This window comes from Kribbella sp. CWNU-51, from assembly GCF_054073265.1.
In genome coordinates, this window is record NZ_JBSXMZ010000007.1 from 307,413 (window position 1) to 324,298 (window position 16,886).

Annotated in this window: 14 protein-coding genes; 8 read left to right on the top strand and 6 right to left on the bottom strand. The window is 68.6% G+C overall.

Annotation, left to right across the window (positions count from 1 at the left end; translation table 11 throughout):
* The first annotated feature begins 6 nt into the window (after nt 1-6).
* A complete protein-coding gene (locus tag ACXC9Q_RS09855; protein WP_457056171.1) occupies nt 7-1,320 on the top strand; it encodes a hypothetical protein in 1,314 nt (437 codons plus the stop codon).
* Here ACXC9Q_RS09855 and ACXC9Q_RS09860 read toward each other — a convergent pair.
* Nucleotides 1,265-1,969, bottom strand: a complete 705-nt coding sequence (locus tag ACXC9Q_RS09860) for an SDR family NAD(P)-dependent oxidoreductase (RefSeq protein ID WP_457056172.1) — start codon at nt 1,967-1,969, stop codon at nt 1,265-1,267. The genes ACXC9Q_RS09855 and ACXC9Q_RS09860 overlap by 56 nt on opposite strands.
* A gap of 79 nt (nt 1,970-2,048) precedes the next feature.
* Here ACXC9Q_RS09860 and ACXC9Q_RS09865 point away from each other — a divergent pair, with 79 nt between their 5' ends.
* From ACXC9Q_RS09865 to ACXC9Q_RS09880, 4 genes are all read left to right on the top strand, one after another.
* The gene (locus tag ACXC9Q_RS09865; RefSeq protein ID WP_457056173.1) at nt 2,049-2,450 is read left to right on the top strand and encodes a winged helix-turn-helix transcriptional regulator; all 402 of its coding nucleotides are present in this window, start codon (nt 2,049-2,051) and stop codon (nt 2,448-2,450) included.
* 158 nt (nt 2,451-2,608) lie between these two features.
* Entirely contained in the window at nt 2,609-5,032 is a 2,424-nt protein-coding gene (locus ACXC9Q_RS09870; RefSeq protein WP_457056174.1) for a GH116 family glycosyl-hydrolase, read from the top strand.
* A 30-nt stretch (nt 5,033-5,062) separates the two neighbouring features.
* On the top strand, nt 5,063-5,602 hold the full coding sequence (locus ACXC9Q_RS09875) for a TetR/AcrR family transcriptional regulator (protein ID WP_457056175.1): 540 nt from the start codon (nt 5,063-5,065) through the stop codon (nt 5,600-5,602).
* A gap of 10 nt (nt 5,603-5,612) precedes the next feature.
* On the top strand, nt 5,613-6,113 hold the full coding sequence (locus tag ACXC9Q_RS09880) for a DUF2867 domain-containing protein (protein WP_457056176.1): 501 nt from the start codon (nt 5,613-5,615) through the stop codon (nt 6,111-6,113).
* Here ACXC9Q_RS09880 and ACXC9Q_RS09885 read toward each other — a convergent pair.
* Genes ACXC9Q_RS09885 through ACXC9Q_RS09895 form a run of 3 tightly spaced genes read right to left on the bottom strand, consistent with a single transcriptional unit; the run spans nt 6,096 to nt 9,399 of the window.
* Nucleotides 6,096-6,491, bottom strand: a complete 396-nt coding sequence (locus tag ACXC9Q_RS09885) for a hypothetical protein (protein ID WP_457056177.1) — start codon at nt 6,489-6,491, stop codon at nt 6,096-6,098. The two genes, ACXC9Q_RS09880 and ACXC9Q_RS09885, sit on opposite strands and share 18 nt — an antisense overlap.
* Entirely contained in the window at nt 6,491-8,797 is a 2,307-nt protein-coding gene (locus ACXC9Q_RS09890; protein WP_457056178.1) for a CehA/McbA family metallohydrolase, read from the bottom strand. Before ACXC9Q_RS09890 ends, ACXC9Q_RS09885 begins: the two co-directional genes overlap by 1 nt.
* A gap of 47 nt (nt 8,798-8,844) precedes the next feature.
* Nucleotides 8,845-9,399 (bottom strand): TetR/AcrR family transcriptional regulator, encoded by a 555-nt coding sequence (locus ACXC9Q_RS09895; RefSeq protein WP_457056179.1) that lies wholly within the window; start codon nt 9,397-9,399, stop codon nt 8,845-8,847.
* A gap of 91 nt (nt 9,400-9,490) precedes the next feature.
* Here ACXC9Q_RS09895 and ACXC9Q_RS09900 point away from each other — a divergent pair, with 91 nt between their 5' ends.
* The gene (locus ACXC9Q_RS09900) at nt 9,491-12,001 is read left to right on the top strand and encodes a bifunctional FO biosynthesis protein CofGH (protein ID WP_457056180.1); all 2,511 of its coding nucleotides are present in this window, start codon (nt 9,491-9,493) and stop codon (nt 11,999-12,001) included.
* Nucleotides 12,002-13,013: 1,012 nt separating this feature from the next.
* On the opposite strand, the gene ACXC9Q_RS09905 is transcribed toward ACXC9Q_RS09900, so the two are convergent.
* Nucleotides 13,014-13,634, bottom strand: coding sequence for a hypothetical protein (locus ACXC9Q_RS09905; protein ID WP_457056181.1), 621 nt, complete (start codon nt 13,632-13,634; stop codon nt 13,014-13,016).
* Nucleotides 13,627-15,546: an acyl-CoA dehydrogenase family protein gene (locus ACXC9Q_RS09910; protein WP_457056182.1), complete on the bottom strand. Its 1,920-nt coding sequence runs from the start codon at nt 15,544-15,546 to the stop codon at nt 13,627-13,629. The genes ACXC9Q_RS09905 and ACXC9Q_RS09910 overlap by 8 nt, the downstream gene beginning before the upstream one ends.
* 101 nt (nt 15,547-15,647) lie before the next feature.
* On the opposite strand from ACXC9Q_RS09910, the gene ACXC9Q_RS09915 reads away from it, so the two are divergent.
* Nucleotides 15,648-16,043 (top strand): TOBE domain-containing protein, encoded by a 396-nt coding sequence (locus ACXC9Q_RS09915; RefSeq protein ID WP_457056183.1) that lies wholly within the window; start codon nt 15,648-15,650, stop codon nt 16,041-16,043.
* Nucleotides 16,043-16,825 carry a molybdate ABC transporter substrate-binding protein gene (modA, locus tag ACXC9Q_RS09920; RefSeq protein WP_457056184.1) on the top strand — a complete coding sequence of 261 codons (783 nt, stop codon included), beginning with the start codon at nt 16,043-16,045 and terminating at the stop codon, nt 16,823-16,825. Before ACXC9Q_RS09915 ends, modA begins: the two co-directional genes overlap by 1 nt.
* The last annotated feature ends 61 nt before the right edge of the window (nt 16,826-16,886 follow it).

The window sequence follows — 16,886 nt, forward strand, 5'->3', positions numbered from 1 at the left end:
GCAACCGTGATCTGCCTGCTGACGCATTGCGCCTACCTGTCCGAGACCTCCCGCATGCTCGAGCTTCACCGCGCCCTGACCCAGCTCGGCATCGAGGTCCGCGTCGCCACCCACGGCGGCCCCCACGAACGCCTGCTGGCCGAGGCCGGCATCGGGTACGACGTTCTCGGCCCGGGACTCTCCGCCGCCCGCGCGGCCGCCTTCGTCGGCTCGGCCGTCGGCCTCGGCGATCCCCGGCAGAGCATGTACGACGACGCCGAGATCCGGATGTACGTCGCGGCCGAGGCCGAGTACTTCCGGACCCACGGGATCACGGTCGCCGTCACCGGATTCACCCTGACCACGTTGCTCTCGTCGCGATTGGCCGGCGTACAGGTGATCACGGAACACGCGGGCAGCTTCGTACCGCCGGTCTTCGAGCATCGCCTGCTACCGGCGCCGACCCGGCCGGTGGATCCACGGTTGAAGCATGCACCCGATTGGCTGGCCCGCTTCCTCGTCAATCGGACCCCCAACCGCATCACGGCGTACTGCGGCGGCTTCAACCGTGTCGCCGCGGAGCTCGGCGTGGAAGGCGTCCCCAGCCTGGCCGCCCTCCTGCTCGGCGACCTGTCCTTGGTCCCCGAGATCCCCGAAGTGCTCGGAATCTCCGCCACCGAACTGGCCGCCTGGACACCCGGCAAGGGCTATCGAGCCGGCGCGCGTCTCGCCGCGGTCGGCCCGCTGTTCGCGCAACTGGACCTCCCGATCCCAGCCAGGGTGCAGAAGTTCCTCGACCTCCCCGGCCCGACGATCTACCTCGCCATGACCTCGACCCCGCCCACCCAGGTCCGTACGGCGATCGCCGAGTTGAGCCGGCTCGACGTACGAATCCTGGTCGCCGGCACCATCCACGACCTCGGCGACCTGGCCACCGACCGAATCCTGATCGAGGGAGTCCTGCCCAGTCATCTGGTCATGCCACAGGTCAACCTCGCGATCACAACCGGCGGCCAGGGCAGCGTCCAAACCGCCATGGCCAGCGGCACCCCACTCCTCGGCATCCCGCTCCACATCGAACAGGACCTCAACGTCGCCCTGGTCGAACGGCGCCGCCCGCCGCGCCCGCCCCGGCACCCTGGCCGCCCTGACGACCCAGATGCTCGACACCCCAACCCACGCCGAGGCCGCCGAACAAATCCAGAAGCTGTACGCCGCCGCGAACGGGCCGGCGGAAGCCGCCGCAACCATCGCCCAACAGCTCTGATGGCACGCGGTCGGGCGGTCAGGCGGTCTTGTGGCGAGCGCCGCCTTCGAGGTGGATCGTTTCGCCAGAGATGAAGCCTGCGCGGAGGAGCCACATCACCGTGTCGACGACATCCTCGGTCTCGCCGTGCCGTCCCACCAGAGTCCCGGCGGCGCTCTTGCTCAGCAGGCCGGCCTTCTTGTCGGCGAGCCGGTCCCACGCGCCGGAGTCCACGACCCCGGGCGAGATCGCGTTGACCCGCACCGGAGCGAGGTCCGCGGCGAGGTGGCGAGCGAGGTACTCGACCGCGCCGTTCGTCACGCCCTTGACGAGCGAGCCCGGGCCCGGCCGCCACCCGACGACGCCGGAGAACAGCACGATCGACCCGGTGGGCCGCAGTACCTTCGCGAAGTGCTTCGCGACCAGCATCGGTCCGATCAGCTTTGCCGTGACCGCTCCCACCAGCTTGTCGCGATCCAGCTCGACGGCACGAACGTCGTGCGGCGCCGAACCGGTCGTCACGATGTGGTCGATTCCGTCGGCCAGTCGATCGGCCGCAGCCGCGATCGTCGTCTCGTCCTGCAGATCGATGTGGATCGCGGTCGCGCCGATCTCGCCTGCGAGCAGCTGAGCCGCAGCCAGATCACGCGCCCCGATCACCACCTCGTACCCGTCCTCCGCCGCCCGCCGCGCCACGGCCGCCCCGAGCGCCCGTGCGCCGCCGATGACCAGGATCCGTTCCATCTGTGTCACTCCCTCTCGTAGGATCAGGTGCAACGGTATGGATTTGATACCGGTATCTTCAACGGAACTGGGGGTCCCCATGGGCAAGGCGTACAACGTGATGGCCGCGACCTGTCCGAGCCGCACGGTGCTCCACCGCATCGGCGCCCGGTGGACCGTGTTCGTGGTCAATGCCCTCGCCGACGGCCCGCGCCGCTTCACCGAACTGAGAGCGCACATCCAGGGCATCACTCCGAAGGTCCTGACCGAGACCCTCCGTTCCCTGGAATGCGACGGATTGATCAGCCGGCACGAGTACGACGAGAACCCACCGCACGTCCAGTACGACCTGACGCCACTGGGACACTCGCTCCTCGTACCGCTCCGCGCCGTACGGCTCTGGGCCGAGGAACACGTCCCCGACATCGAAGCCGCCCGCGCCCGCCACAGCACGAATCTCGACAGTGATGTGGTCCACCGTTCCAACGATGGAGATGCATAGGTTTCCGACTGGAAGCCGCTGTCCCACCTGCGCGTCCCGGCGAACCACTCCGCGGTCGAGGCGCAGGCGCTCACCACCGCCGACGCCTGACCGATCGGTCGACCCGACCCGCCGGAGATCGATTTCTCCGGCGGGCGCGGCGATTAGGGTCGGATCACATGACGACCTGGCCCCAGCTTCGTACATACACCGGCCGCCAGCTCCGCCGGATCGCCCTCCCGCTCGGCGGTATCGGCACCGGGACGGTCTCCCTCGGCGGCCGCGGCAACCTCCGCGACTGGGAGATCGTGAACCGCCCGGCCAAGGGCTTCCACCCCGGTACGGCGTTCTTCGCGATCCGCACCGAATCCGGCGACGGCAGCGTGACCACCCGCGCCGTCGAAGGCCCGCTCGACCTGAGTGAGTACGAAGGCGCCCACGGCAGCGCCGCCCAGAACCACGGCCTCCCCCGCTTCCGCGAAGCCTCCTTCAGTACGGCGTACCCGTTCGGCCGGCTCGAACTCCGCGACGACGACGTACCGGTCGACGTGCAGCTGGAGGCGTTCAACCCACTCGTCCCCACCGACGTCGAGGCGAGCTCCTGGCCGGTCGCCGTACTCCGCTTCGTCGTGACGAACCGTGGAGCCGAGGCTCTGACCGTGTCGCTGGCTGGATCGCTGCAGAACTTCATCGGCCGGGACGGCACCACAGACGTTGCCGCGGGCAACTACAACACCACCGCCACCGCCACCGGCGGACCGGAAGTCCGCGCCGACGGTGTGCTGTTGCGCAGCCGCGAGGTCGATCCCGCCGCGGAGCAGTACGGCTCGATCGGGCTGGCAGTGCTGGACGGCCAGGATGTGAGCCGCCGGACCGGCTGGGCGGATCGCACCTGGGGCGACAGCCTGCTCGACTTCTGGGACGACTTCTGCGCTGATGGCCGGCTCGACGAGCGTACGAGCGAGTCCGCGACCCCGATCGCCTCGGTGGCCGATCGCCGTACCGTCGCCGCGGGCGCGACCGAACGCTTCACCTTCCTGCTCGGCTGGCACTTCCCGAACCGGCGTGCCTGGGAGAAGCCTGACATCGTCGGCAACTACTACACGACGCTGATCGCCGACGTCTGGACCATGCTCTGCCGCTTCGCAGCGCAGCTCGACGAGCTGGAACGTCGTACGGTCGCCTTCGTCACGGACTTCCTCGGCAGTGACCTGCCGGCGCAGGTTCACGAGGCGGCGCTGTTCAACCTGAGCACGTTGCGGACCCAGACGGTCTTCCGCACGCCGGATGGACGGTTCTTCGGCTGGGAGGGATGCTCCGACCACGAAGGCAGCTGCTTCGGCAGTTGCACGCATGTGTGGAACTACGAGCAGGCCACACCGTTCCTGTTCGGTCAGATCGCGCGCTCGATGCGTGAGGTCGAGTTCGCCCACGCAACCGATGATCAAGGGCTGATGAGCTTCCGGGTCGGCCTCCCCCTCGAGACCAGCGCGACCGAGTGGCGGGTCGCCGCCGCCGATGGTCAGCTCGGGTGCCTGGTCAAGCTGTATCGCGACTGGCGACTCAGCGGCGATGACGAGCTGCTGCGTTCGCTGTGGCCCGCGGCCCGGCGGGCGCTCGAGTTCTGCTGGATCCCCGGCGGATGGGACGCCGACCGTGATGGCGTGATGGAGGGCTGCCAGCACAACACGATGGACGTCGAGTACTACGGACCCAACCCGCAGATGCAGTCCTGGTACCTGGCGGCCTTGCGCGCGTGCGAGGAAATGGCGCACTACCTCGGCGTCGAGGATCTCGCAGCCCAGTGCCGCAAGCTCTTCGACAACGGCAGTGCGTGGATGGAGGAGCACCTGTTCAACGGCGAGTACTACCGGCACGAGATCCGCCCGCCGGCGTCCGCGGACGACATCGCACCCGGCCTCCGCGAACGGATGGGCGCCGCCGATCCGACCCATCCCGTGCTGCAACTGGGCGACGGCTGCCTCGTCGATCAACTGGTCGGGCAGCACCTCGCTCGGCTGACCCAACTCGGCACCCTGCTCGATCCGGACCGGGTCGTGACGACGTTGCGCAGCATCCTGAAGCACAACGGGCTCTCCGGGTTCTCCGGGCACTTCAACCACATGCGCAGTTACGTGCTGGGCGACGAGTCCGCCGTACTGATGTGCAGCTATCCGCGCGGCAACCGGCCCGAGCGGCCGTTCCCGTACTTCAGCGAGGTGATGACCGGGTTCGAGCACATCCTCGCGGTCGGCATGATCGCGGAGGGCCTGGTCGACGAGGGGCTGAAGGTGATCGCCGACATCCGGGCCCGGTACGACGGGGAGCGGCGCAACCCGTTCGACGAGGCGGAGTGCGGTCACCACTACGCGCGGGCGATGGCGAGCTGGGGTGCGGTGATCGCGCTGACCGGCTTTGACTACGACGGACGGACCGGGGTGATGCGGTTCGCGCCGCGGACTCCCGACGTGCGACGGATCTTCTGGTCGACGGGCGACGCGTTCGGCACCTTCGACACGGTCGAGCGAACGCTGCACGTCCGCGAAGGCGACCTGCACCTCACCTCGGTCGAGCTCTTCGGCGAGGCGGTCACGCAGGATTGACCATACCAAACGGTATGGTATGTTTTCGGCATGGTCACCCGGACGGAATGGCTGGACGCCGGCCTCGAGCTTCTGGCGGACGAAGGTGCGCCGGCGGTGACGATCGAGCGGCTGACCGGGAAGCTCGGTGTCACCAAAGGCTCGTACTACCACCACTTCAAGGGCGCCGCCGGCTACCGGACGGCACTCCTGGAGTACTTCGAGGCGCAGTTCACCACCCGGCTGATCGACGCGGTCGAGCGTCAGCCCGACGCGGAGCCCGCGGCGAAGCTGCAGCACCTCCTGCGCCTCGTGACATCCGACCCGGACAGTGCGGGGCTCGAGATCGCCGTACGGGCGTGGGCCCTCCAGGATCCCGAAGTACGGGCTGCGCAGGAGCGGGTGGACCGGGCGCGGACGGCGTACCTGAAGGAGCTGTGCCACGGACTGAAGGCCGACCTGGATCCGGACCGGTTCGCGCAACTGCTCTATCTGATCCTGATCGGCGCCGAGCAGGTGCTGCCGCCCATCGCCAAGGACGACCTGCGCGACATCTACGCACTGACCCTGCGTCTCGCGTCCATCGATTAGAGGAGTCGACATGCCGACCCGCATCGACTTGCCTGAGCTGGATGACCTACTGCCCATCGTCGACGTGGTCGATGTGAAGACCGCTCGCGGTGCCGTGTCACTGCGCGAGTTCACCGCCGGCGCACTCGGCCATGGGCCGCTGTGGATCAAGGCACTGTTCGGCGTCCGGATACTGCTGGCCTGGGCGCTCCGGCTGGAGACCGCCGTCCCCGACTCGTTTCGACTGCGGCCGGAGACGGTGAGTTTCACCCCGGGTGATCCCGCCTCGTTCTTCACCGTCGTGCGCGGCGAGGAGGATCACTACTTGTTGCTGAAGGTCTCCGACAACCATCTGATCGCCTGGCTGGCGATCATCACGGACAACGGGCAGCCCGCGGAGTTCAAGGTCGTCACGCTGGTCAAGTACTTGCGACCCGTCGGGCGCTTCTACTACAACCTGGTCCGGCCGTTCCACCACCTCGTCCTGCTCGGCATGTGCCGGGCCGGTGAGACCTCATTCGCGAGCCGATAGCAGCAGGTTGACGGTGCTGTGGTTGGCGAGACCACCAAGCGCGCCGAGAGCGCGGAAGGTCAGGGTCACGTCCACAACGGTGGGCGCGTCGAGCCGGACCCGGAAGGCCGTCTCCTGGCGATGCTCACCGGTCAGTTCGTGAGCCGGCAGGTCGAGCTGGAGCCCGCTGACCGGTTCGGCTTCGATCGCCAAGGGGCCGGTGACGAAGCCGTCGTTGACGACCGTCACGGCGAGGGTGTGCCATTCACCTGGCGTCAAGGTGTCGATCGGCGCGCCGCTGCGGGCGACGTTCACCCGCGCCTCCGGGTTGATGGTCACCGCGAGCGGCGCCTCCGTCTCGACCGGTCCGCAGCAGCCGATGGCAGGTGCGTGATGCATCAGTCGGCCTCGCATTCTTCTCGCCTCGACAGGTACCTGGCCTGCGCCTCGTCGTACGCCTGCCGCGCCGCATCCCGCTCGCTCTCCCGGATGAACCCCGACTTCACCTTCCACAGTTGGTCGACGGAGTCGTGCAGCCATTGAGCGCTGCGGCGTGAGGCCCGGATTGGCCGGCCGTCGACCTCGAGGAAGATCGGCTGGGTGTGCACGCTGCGCAGGATCCGCAGCGCCAGCCAGGACGAGCGCTCCAAGGTCACGTCGAACGCGACCTCCTGCTCGGTGCCATCGGCAACCAGTTCCTGCGACGCCACCACGACACCGTTCAGCACGACCTCGACCACGACGGCACGGGACGTGCCGATCCGGGACCGCTCGAGATGCCAACCCACCGGAGCGCTGTACACCGGACGACCCGCCGGCGGTGGAGGCGGCTGCTCGGGCAGCCAAGCTGCGACCGTCGCGCTGACTCGCACCGGGCCGGGAGCGTCGAGCGGATGCTCACGGCTGACGTCACCGTCTACGGCCAGGTCGAACACGTGACTGCGGCCGTCCCCGAAGTACGACGCACTCTCCCGCAGACCGGTAATCCATGCCTCGATCGCCTGCGGACCGGCCGGCGGTTCGGCCAGTCGGACGTACGTACGCCCGACTCCCGGGCCGTCGTCATAGATGCACGGATAGTCGGTCTCGCCGAGCATGAGAGTGCGGTAGCCGACGCTGAGCAGGTGGTACCAGATGTTCAACTCGGCCGCGGGCGCGAACTCGGCGCCGCACTGGAAGTCGGCGGCCCCGAGAGGTACGTCGACGATGATCTCGTTGGAGCCGATGCCCTGGAACGACGGCACGATGTAGTTGGGCAGGTCCTCGGTGCCGACCGACAGACCGACTCCACAGTGCGCGTACCCGACCAGTGCGTTCTGCTCCTTGGCCCAGCGCAGGACCGGCAGGTTCCACGACGGCCAGTCCTCGATCAGACTGGTTCCCGGGTAGTCCTGGTCGGTGAGCCCGAGCAGGATCAGGTGACCGGAATGGCTGGACGGGAACCCCGACACCTCGACGTCGTACCGCAACACACTCTCGGCATCGCGGTCGGTCGGCTGTGGAGTCCAGGTCATGCCCTGTGCGGCTTGCATCGCCGGATCTTCCAGGTTGGCCGGCGGACTGATCGCCGCACCGCTGAAGAACTGTTTCTGGTGGTAGTAACACGGCGCCCAGGTGAGCACGCTGCCGAGCCACAGGCCTTCCCCGCGGACATGCCGGATCATCGTTTCGGGCGTGACGCCTTCGCTCGGGACGTTGTAGTGCGAGCAGCCGCCGGCGTGGATGTGCGGGTCGCCCGAGTAGTAGCCGTGGCCGGCCGGATCGACCCAGGGGTCGAGGGTGATCGGGACCGTCTCGGTCTCCGCGTCGACGTCGGCCTCGAGCACAACCTGTCGATACTCGGGCCCGCGGATCGCCGAGACCTCGTACCGCCCCTCGGGCAGCCGGATCATTTCGCCGGTCGCGCGGTAGACGTGCTCGTGGAAGAACATGTCCGGCGCCAGCCGCATCGCCTTCGAGGGGTACGAGCGTCCCTGCGCGTCGCGAACCGTGATCGCGGCCATGCAGCTCCGCCCGTCGGGCTCACGGATGTCCAGTTGGATGTCGCGCGCCGGTGCACAGTCGAAGTCGAACGACGCGGCGTACTCGCGCAACTCGAAGTTCGTCCGGAAGCCGGCGAGCCCCAGCGGCGACCGGCTCAGGCTGTGGTGGTTGTGCTCGTCCGCGGCGAAGAGTGACACGCCACCCGGCCGGACGCCGCCTTCGCGGCTGTACAGGCTGATGACCTTGTACTCGACCTCCAGGCCAGACAGGTCTTTCGGTGCGGCGATGGCCGCGTCCAGCCAGGCGTCCTTGATCCGTGGAACGACGGTCAGCGTGTCGTGCAACGCGATGCGCGCGGAGTGGCTCTGGTAGTCGATCAAGCCGTACACGCCGCCGGGCGATGCGCTCAAGCTGGCGGCGATCCGGTGCGGGTTCGCCACCCGCACGAGGAAACTGCGCCAGCCGTGCTGGACCAGTCGCGGCGGCGCGGCGCCCGGTGCGCACACAGCGATCCCCTGCTCGTCGATCGACACGTCCACCAAGACGTACGGCCGCAGCAGGGTCTCGAGCTGGCTGCGCCGCTCCGCCTCGCTCAGCGAGCTGCCTTCCAGCTTGGACAGTTGGGTGATCACATCGGCGGGCAGTGGATCGCCGAGATCTTGCAGTTTTCGTACGGCGCGGACAGCGGACGCGAACAGTGGCTGAACTGCGGGGTCAGACACCCGGACCTCCCGATGGCGAGTTCCTTCGCGACCCTACCCGGCACCGCCTACCTCAGCACCTCCAATAACGCGGCGAGGTCCGCACGGTCCACCTGCCGGCTACCGATCAGTGCCTGCATCAGCAGGCCCTCCAGCGCCGCAACCAGCAGCCGCGCTTTCTGCGGATCGGCGGTGAAGGCCCGGGCGATCTCGGTCAACGGCTCCAACCAGGCCTGGGCGACGTCGCGGAGCTCCGGCCGGCGAGCGGCGTACAGATAGAGCTCGTACAACGCGAGCGTCCGGCCGCGCCGCCGTACGACGCTGTGCTCGATCAACCGCGCCAGCTCGTCCGCCGGCCGCGCGCCCAGCTCACTCCCCCAGCCGTGCAGCTCGGCGGCGAGATCCTCGGCCGCCCACCCCAGCGCCGCGACCAGCAGCTCGTCGAGCGTCGCGAAGTGATACGTGATCGACGCGACCGACACATCCGCCGTCGCGGCCACCGCGCGATGGCTCACACCTGCGACCCCGTCGCGCTCGATCACGGTGAGCGTGGCCCGCAGCAGCTCGCTCCGCCGCTGCTCACCACGCATCCGGCGACCGTCCGCCGCCCTTCTGACCTGCACGAACAGCAAACTATCAGGACGTCTGTACGGATTGTTTTTGGTCCCGGGAATCACGGGAACGGGCGGTTTCCGGCGCCTAGGCTCGGATGACGTGACAACCAACGACATCAGTACGGCGATGCGCCGCGCCCTGAAGCGTGCGGACGACGGCAAGACCCTCGACCCGGCGGAGGTGGAGGTGCTGCTCGGCGCGAGCGGCGACGCGCTGACCGCCTTGATGGCGACCGCGGCCCGCGTCCGCGACCAGGGCCTGGCCGACGCCGGCCGCCCCGGCATCGTGACGTACTCGAAGAAGGTCTTCATCCCACTGACCCGGTTGTGCCGGGACCGCTGTCACTACTGCACGTTCGCGACCACGCCGGGGCGGGTGCACTCGCCGTACCTCTCGCCGGACGAGGTGCTGGAGATCGCGCGGCAGGGCGCCGCACTCGGCTGCAAGGAGGCGCTGTTCACCCTCGGCGACGCCCCCGAGGACCGCTGGGAGGCGGCGCGGCAGTGGCTGGAGGAGGCCGGGTACGACAGCACGCTCGACTACGTGCGGGCGATGGCGATCCGGGTCCTGGAGGAGACCGGGCTGCTGCCGCACCTCAACCCAGGGGTGATGTCGTGGCAGGACCTGCAGCGGTTGAAGCCGGTCGCGCCGAGCATGGGGATGATGCTGGAGACCACGTCCCGGCGGCTGTTCGAGGAGAAGGGCCAGCCGCACTTCGGCTCACCCGACAAGGATCCGGCGATCCGGCTGCGGGTGCTCGAGGACGCCGGGCGGTCGAACGTGCCGTTCACGACCGGTCTGCTGATCGGGATCGGTGAGTCGTTGGAGGAGCGGGCGGACTCGATCTTCGCGCTGCGTCGCGTGGCGCGGCAGTACAACGGGATCCAGGAAGTGATCATCCAGGGGTTCCGGGTGAAGCCGGACACGGCGATGCGCAACGACGCCGACGTACCGCTGGACGAATGGCTGGCCGCGATCGCCGTCACCCGCGTCGTGCTCGGGCCGCGCGTCCGGGTGCAGGCGCCGCCGAACCTGGTCGACCTGGCCGAGTGCCGGGCTCTGCTCGACGCGGGCGTGGACGACTTCGGCGGGGTGTCGCCACTGACGCCCGACCACGTGAACCCGGAACGCCCATGGCCGCAGATCGACGACCTGGCGAAGGTCACGGCGGACGCGGGCTTTGTGCTGCGGGAGCGGCTGACCGCGCATCCGGAGTACCTGCGGGAGCCGTGGCTCGACCCGCGGCTGATCTCGCACGTCGAGGCGCTGGTCGATCCCGCGAGTGGGCTGGCCAACGAGTCCGCGCTGCCGGTTGGTTTGCCGTGGCAGGAGCCGGACGGCGGCTGGGACAGCGTCGGCCGCACCGACCTGCACACCGCGATCGACACCGAGGGACGGCGTACCGAGACCCGCTCGGACTTCGACGCGGCGTACGGCGACTGGGACGTCCTCCGCGAAGACGTCGCTCATCGGTCCGCACCAGAGCGTGTCGAAGGTGATGTGAAGGCGGCGCTCGCGGCTGCCGAGCGGGATCCGGCCGGGCTGTCGGATGCGCAGGCCCTGACGTTGATGACGGCAACGGGTCCGGCGCTGGACGCATTGGCCGCTCTTGCGGATGGGTTGCGCAAGGCAACGGTCGGGGACGACGTCACGTACGTGGTCAACCGCAACATCAACTTCACCAACGTCTGCTACACCGGCTGCCGGTTCTGCGCGTTCGCGCAGCGGCGAACCGACGCCGACGCCTACTCGCTGTCGATGGACGAGGTAGGCCAGCGCGCCGAGGAAGCCTGGGTGATCGGCGCGACCGAGGTGTGCATGCAAGGCGGTATCCACCCCGACCTGCCGGGTACGGCGTACGCCGATCTCGTCCGCGCGGTCAAGGACCGGGTCCCGGACATGCACGTGCACGCGTACTCACCGATGGAGATCGTCAACGGCTCGGTCCGCACCGGGCTGTCGATCGAGGATTTCCTGATCTCGGTGAAGGAGGCGGGCCTGGACAGCATCCCTGGCACCGCTGCGGAGATCCTCGACGACGACGTGCGCTGGATCCTCACCAAGGGAAAGTTGCCCACGGCAAGCTGGATCGAGGTCATCTCGACCGCGCACAAGGTGGGCCTGCCGTCGAGCTCGACGATGATGTACGGGCACGTCGACGCACCGCACCACTGGGTCCAGCACCTGCGGACGATCGCCGCCGTACAGGATCAGACCGGTGGGTTCACAGAGTTCGTGCTGCTGCCGTTCATCCACCAGAACTCGCCGATCTACCTGGCCGGCGTCGCCCGCCCGGGACCGACGTACGACGAGAACCGCGCGGTGCACGCGATGGCGCGGATCATGCTGCACGGGCGGATCGACAACATCCAGTGCTCGTGGGTCAAGCTCGGCGTCGACGGCTGCGTCGCGGTCCTGAACGGCGGCGTCAACGACATCGGCGGCACCCTGATGGAGGAGACCATCAGCCGGATGGCCGGCTCCAAGCATGGCTCCCGCAAGTCCATCGAGGAGTTGACCGCCATGGCCACCGCCGCCGGTCGCCCGGCCCGCCAGCGCACCACGACGTACGGCAAGGTCCCGGCCCGCCCGTCCTTGGAGCTCGCCTGATCAACGGGCCGCGTCGAGGTTGACGGCATTGGTGTGCGGCCGCGGCGTTTCGCGCCGCGAGCCGGTTGCGCAGGAAGAAGCGCGAGACCTGATGGACGCGGCGGGCTGGTGACCGGGGCTACTTGCATCGTGAAGCCGAGCGGGACGGCGGACAGTACGGTGATGGTGGCTGACCGGGTGACGTTCCCGGGTTGGTGTCTGGTCCCCAGCAGCACCAGACACCAACCCGGGAACGGAAACGCCGACCGTGCCGGGCGTCGGTCGCCACCTCACTGGCGACCGGCTGCCCTAGCGGCACGGCCGGCGTCCTGCTGTTGCCCCGAGAGGGCAATCGGCCCGAAGGCGGGCGGGCCCGATGCCTCATTCCGTGACCGGCAGGGGAGGTACAGTCCGGTCGCGGACGGGAGTACTTCGGGAACCACCTGGAGCCTGTGTCAGCGACCCGTCCGCCGCCGACAACAGAACGTTGTCATGGGCCGCGATCGCCGGGAATCCCCCCGATCAAACATTTGCATTGCCTTTGAACAAGACAACTCTCCGTAGACAAACCTTCACTTTCCGTAGAACGTTGCCTTCCGCAACAACAGCCCCCCACCTCCGGACCAGTCCAAAACCCCACCACCCGCAACCACCCCACACCCACGCGCCCCCGCACAAGACACACCCGCACGAACCGCACCCACGCAGCCCCCGGCAACACCCGCCCACGCCACGCCCGCGCAGCCCGCACCGGTACAGCCGCCCTCCTGACAAGCGCACCTGCCCAGCCCGCCCGCGAGCAGCAGCACCCACCCACGCCGTACTCGCGCAGCCTGCACCGGTACAGCCGCCCCCGCGATCAGCACCTGCGCAGCGCACACGCCGCGCAGCGGCACCCGCACAGGCCCGTACGCGCGCACCCGCGCGGGCCGCGTCTCGTCAGCCTGAGCCCTTCCTTCCGCACACAAGCCGAGCGCCTACTGTCAGCTGCTGGGCTGACGGCAGGCGCTCGGAGGTTCGTGGTGATTGGTGGCTAGTACGGGTAGGTGTCGTCGCGGCGGGTCGGGTCGAGGTCCCACAGGGAGAACTCGACGATCCGGTGGGACTCCTCCCCGCCGGCCGGGATCAGCCCGAACGAGTCGTACTCCTTCGACCCCATCCCGTCGAGGTAACACAGCAGCTCGAACGCCGACTGTGCGTCCTCGATGTCGTCGATCACCTCGTCGTTCTGCGCCTCGTCGGCCCGGCTCCGGACGTACTGCACGAACGCGTCCGGATCCGTCACCACATAGTCGTACCGCGCCTGGTAGCTGACCCGGACCCCGTCCGCCGGCAGCAGCGGCTCCTCCAGCTCCTCGAGATCGTCCACACCCTCCACGATCTCCCGGTAGTCCGCGGGGTCGTCGAAGTCGTCCGGCCCGAGCGGGAGGTCGTCCAGCTCGTCGGGGTCGTACGAGTCGATCCCGAGGAAGATGTCACCCCAGCCCCGTTCATGGACGGCGTCCGCGAGCGCCCGGGCCTGGACCCGGACGTTCTCAATCGCGCCGGTGGCCCGCAGGTCGTGCAGGTCCAGAGCGTCGGCCTGCTCCAGCAACACCCGGGCGAGTTCGCGGGCGGCCTCGGCGGCCGACGCGGGTTCGATCGGCTCACTCATGCTGCGACGGTACAACCATCGGCACCTCCACCGCCCCGCCCGGTATGCCGAACGCGTCGACGAGCTCGACGGCGGCCGGCCGGACGGCGGCGCACAGCTCGTTCACGAGCGCCGTGATCGCCTTCGACCGCCCCGGTGACAGCCGCCCGTGCTCCAGGTACCAGGCCCGCTCAGCCTCTATCGTCGCCAGCGCGTGCAGGTCGTAGACGTCCTTCAGCAGCGCACGACTCTCCTCCGGCGCGTCCAGTACGGCGCCCTGGAACGCCTCGAGCACAATCCTGTCCACGTGCGCCCGCCCGGCGGCGATCACGTGGTCCTGGCACCGGTTGAACACCTCGAACGGCTCATCGCCTGCATCGATGCCCGCCTTCAGCCGCCGCGCGACCCCGGACAACATGTGCTCCTCCCGGAACCGCAGCAGCCCCGAGTGATACGCGTCGTCCCGCAACCCAGCATCCGGATCGGCCGCATCACTCCGATTCGGTACGACGTCTCGCAGCCGCTCGATCAGCGGTCGCAGGGCCGCCTTCTCGACCGCGATCTCCACCGCCTGCGCGGTGATGAACCGGGCCGTGCCGAGCGGGTCCAGCTTGCCGAACGACTCCCGGTAGTCCGTCAGCAGACCCTTCGCCACCAACTGCAACAGGATGGTGTTGTCCCCCTCGAAGGTGGTGAACACATCGGTGTCCGCCTTCAGCGTCGCCAACCGGTTCTCCGCCAGGTAACCGGCACCGCCACACGCCTCGCGGCACATCTGGATCGTCTCGGTCGCATGCCACGTCCCGAGCGCCTTCGTCCCGGCCGCCTGCGCCTCCAACGCCCGCCGGTCGTGCTCGGTGCCGTCTTCCCCGAACACCCGCACGAACTCGTCGACCAACTCACCCTGCGCGAAGTGCAAGGCATAGGTCCGCGCAAGCAACGGCAACAACCGTCGCTGGTGCATCCGGTAATCCAGTAGCAACGCCTCCTCCGCGCTCCCCGGCGCACCGAACTGCCGACGCTGAGCGCCGTACTTGATCGCGATCGTCAACGCGACCTTGCTCGCGTTGATCGCCGCACCGCCGACCGACACCCGCCCCTGCACGAGCGTCCCGAGCATCGTGAAGAATCGGCGGTCCGGATTCTCGATCCCGCTCTGATAGTTGCCGTCAGCATCGACCTGGGCATAGCGGTCCAGTAGCGCCTCCCGCGGCACCCGGACCTGGTCGAACACGATCCGCCCGTTGTCCACCCCGTTCAGCCCCAGCTTCGGGCCGCAGTCGGACAGCGTCACCCCGGGCATCACCGTACCGTCGTCCGTTCGGATCGGGACCAGCAGGCAATGCACCCCATGACTCTCACCGCCGACCACGAGTTGCGCGAACACCGCCGCCATCCGCCCGTGCCGCGCCGCGTTGCCGATGTAGTCCTTCCGCGCCGCCGCGGTCGGTGTGTGGACGACGAACTCCCCGGTCGAGGCGTCGTACGTCGCCGTCGTGCCGAGCGCCTGGACGTTCGATCCGTGGCCGGTCTCGGTCATCGCGAAGCAGCCGAGCAATCGGCCACCGACCGCGTCGGCGAGATACCGCTCATGGTGCTTCTCGGTCCCCAGATGCAGGATCGCGCCGGCGAACAGGCCGAACTGCACCCCCGCCTTCACCATCAGCGAGAGGTCCCCGAAGGCCAGCATCTCGAATCCGGCGATGAACCCGCCGAGATCGCCCTCACCGCCGTACTCCTTCGGGAAGCCGCGTGCCGGGTGCCCGTCGGCCGTGATCCGCTGCAACAGGTCGAGCACCTTGTCGCGGTACTCGTCCCGCGGCAGGCGCACGGCCAGGTCGAACAGCTCCGCGTCCGCCAGCCCTGCGCGCACCACGTCGCGCGCCGCCTTGTGCGGCCCGTCCAGGTAGTCCCGCAACCCCGATGTCCTCATGCCTTCAACTTATGCGGATTGGCAGACACTTTCCGTCACCGGTCGGTGGCTGTGGAAAAGTCCAGGCCAGAATGCGCATCTGCGGCAGTATGCTGTCTGCCGTGCCGAACTTGCGGATCAGTGAGGCGGCAGCGCTCCTGGGAGTCAGTGACGACACGGTCCGTCGCTGGGTCGACCAGGGCCGGCTGCCGTCAGTCCAGGACAGCGGCCGGATGGCGATCGACGGGCGAGCGCTCGCCGCGTTCGCCAAGGAGCAGGCCGAGTCGCCGGAGCCGGGGAACACCGCCGCGGCATCGGCGCGCAACCGGATGCGGGGGATCGTCACCCGCGTCCTCAAGGACGGTGTGATGGCCCAGGTCGAGATGCAGGCCGGGCCGTTCCGCGTCGTGTCGCTGATGAGTCGCGAGGCCGCCGACGAGCTCGGTCTGGAGCCCGGTGTGGTCGCCGTCGCGTCGATCAAGTCCACCCATGTCGTCGTCGAAATCCCGGAGGCCTGATGTTCCGTCGTACCGCGCTCGCTGCCCTCGCCGCCGTTGCCGCGCTCACCCTCGCCGGCTGCGGTGACGACACTCCGGCGGCGTCCTCGCCGTCGGGCAGCAGCAGTACGCCGGCTCTGTCCGGGACCGTCAACGTCTTCGCGGCGGCCTCCCTGACCGGGACGTTCACCCAGCTGGGCAAGGACTTCGAGGCGGCCCACCCCGGCGTGAAGGTGACCTTCAACTTCGCCGGCAGCTCGGCGCTGGCGCAGCAGATCAATCAGGGTGCGCCCGCGGACGTGTTCGCGTCGGCCTCGCCGAAGAACATGGACCAGGTGACGGACAAGAACCCTCCGACGGTGTTCGTGACGAACACGCTGGAAATCGCCGTACCGAAGGGGAATCCGGGCAAGATCACCGGGCTGGAGGACTTCGGCAACAAGGACAAGAAGATCGCGATCTGCGCGGTACAGGTGCCGTGTGGCGCGGCGGCCGACACGGTGTTCAAGGCGGCCGGGATCACGCCGCAGCCGGACAGCCTCGAGCAGGACGTGAAGGCCGTGCTGACCAAGGTCGGCCTCGGCGAGGTCGACGCCGGCCTCGTCTACAAGACCGACGTACTGTCGGCCAAGGACAAGGTCGACGGCATCGAGTTCCCCGAAGCGGGCAAGGCGATCAACGAGTACCCGATCGCGACGCTGACGAAGGCTCCGAACCCGGACGGCGCCAAGGCGTTCGTCGACTACGTACTGTCCGACCAGGGCAAGGCGGTCATGACGGCTGCCGGTTTCACCGCGCCGTAGGGCGTAGTAGTTTCGACGCACCGTGAGTCGTCGCAGCAGGAGCACCAGTGGGCGGTTGCCC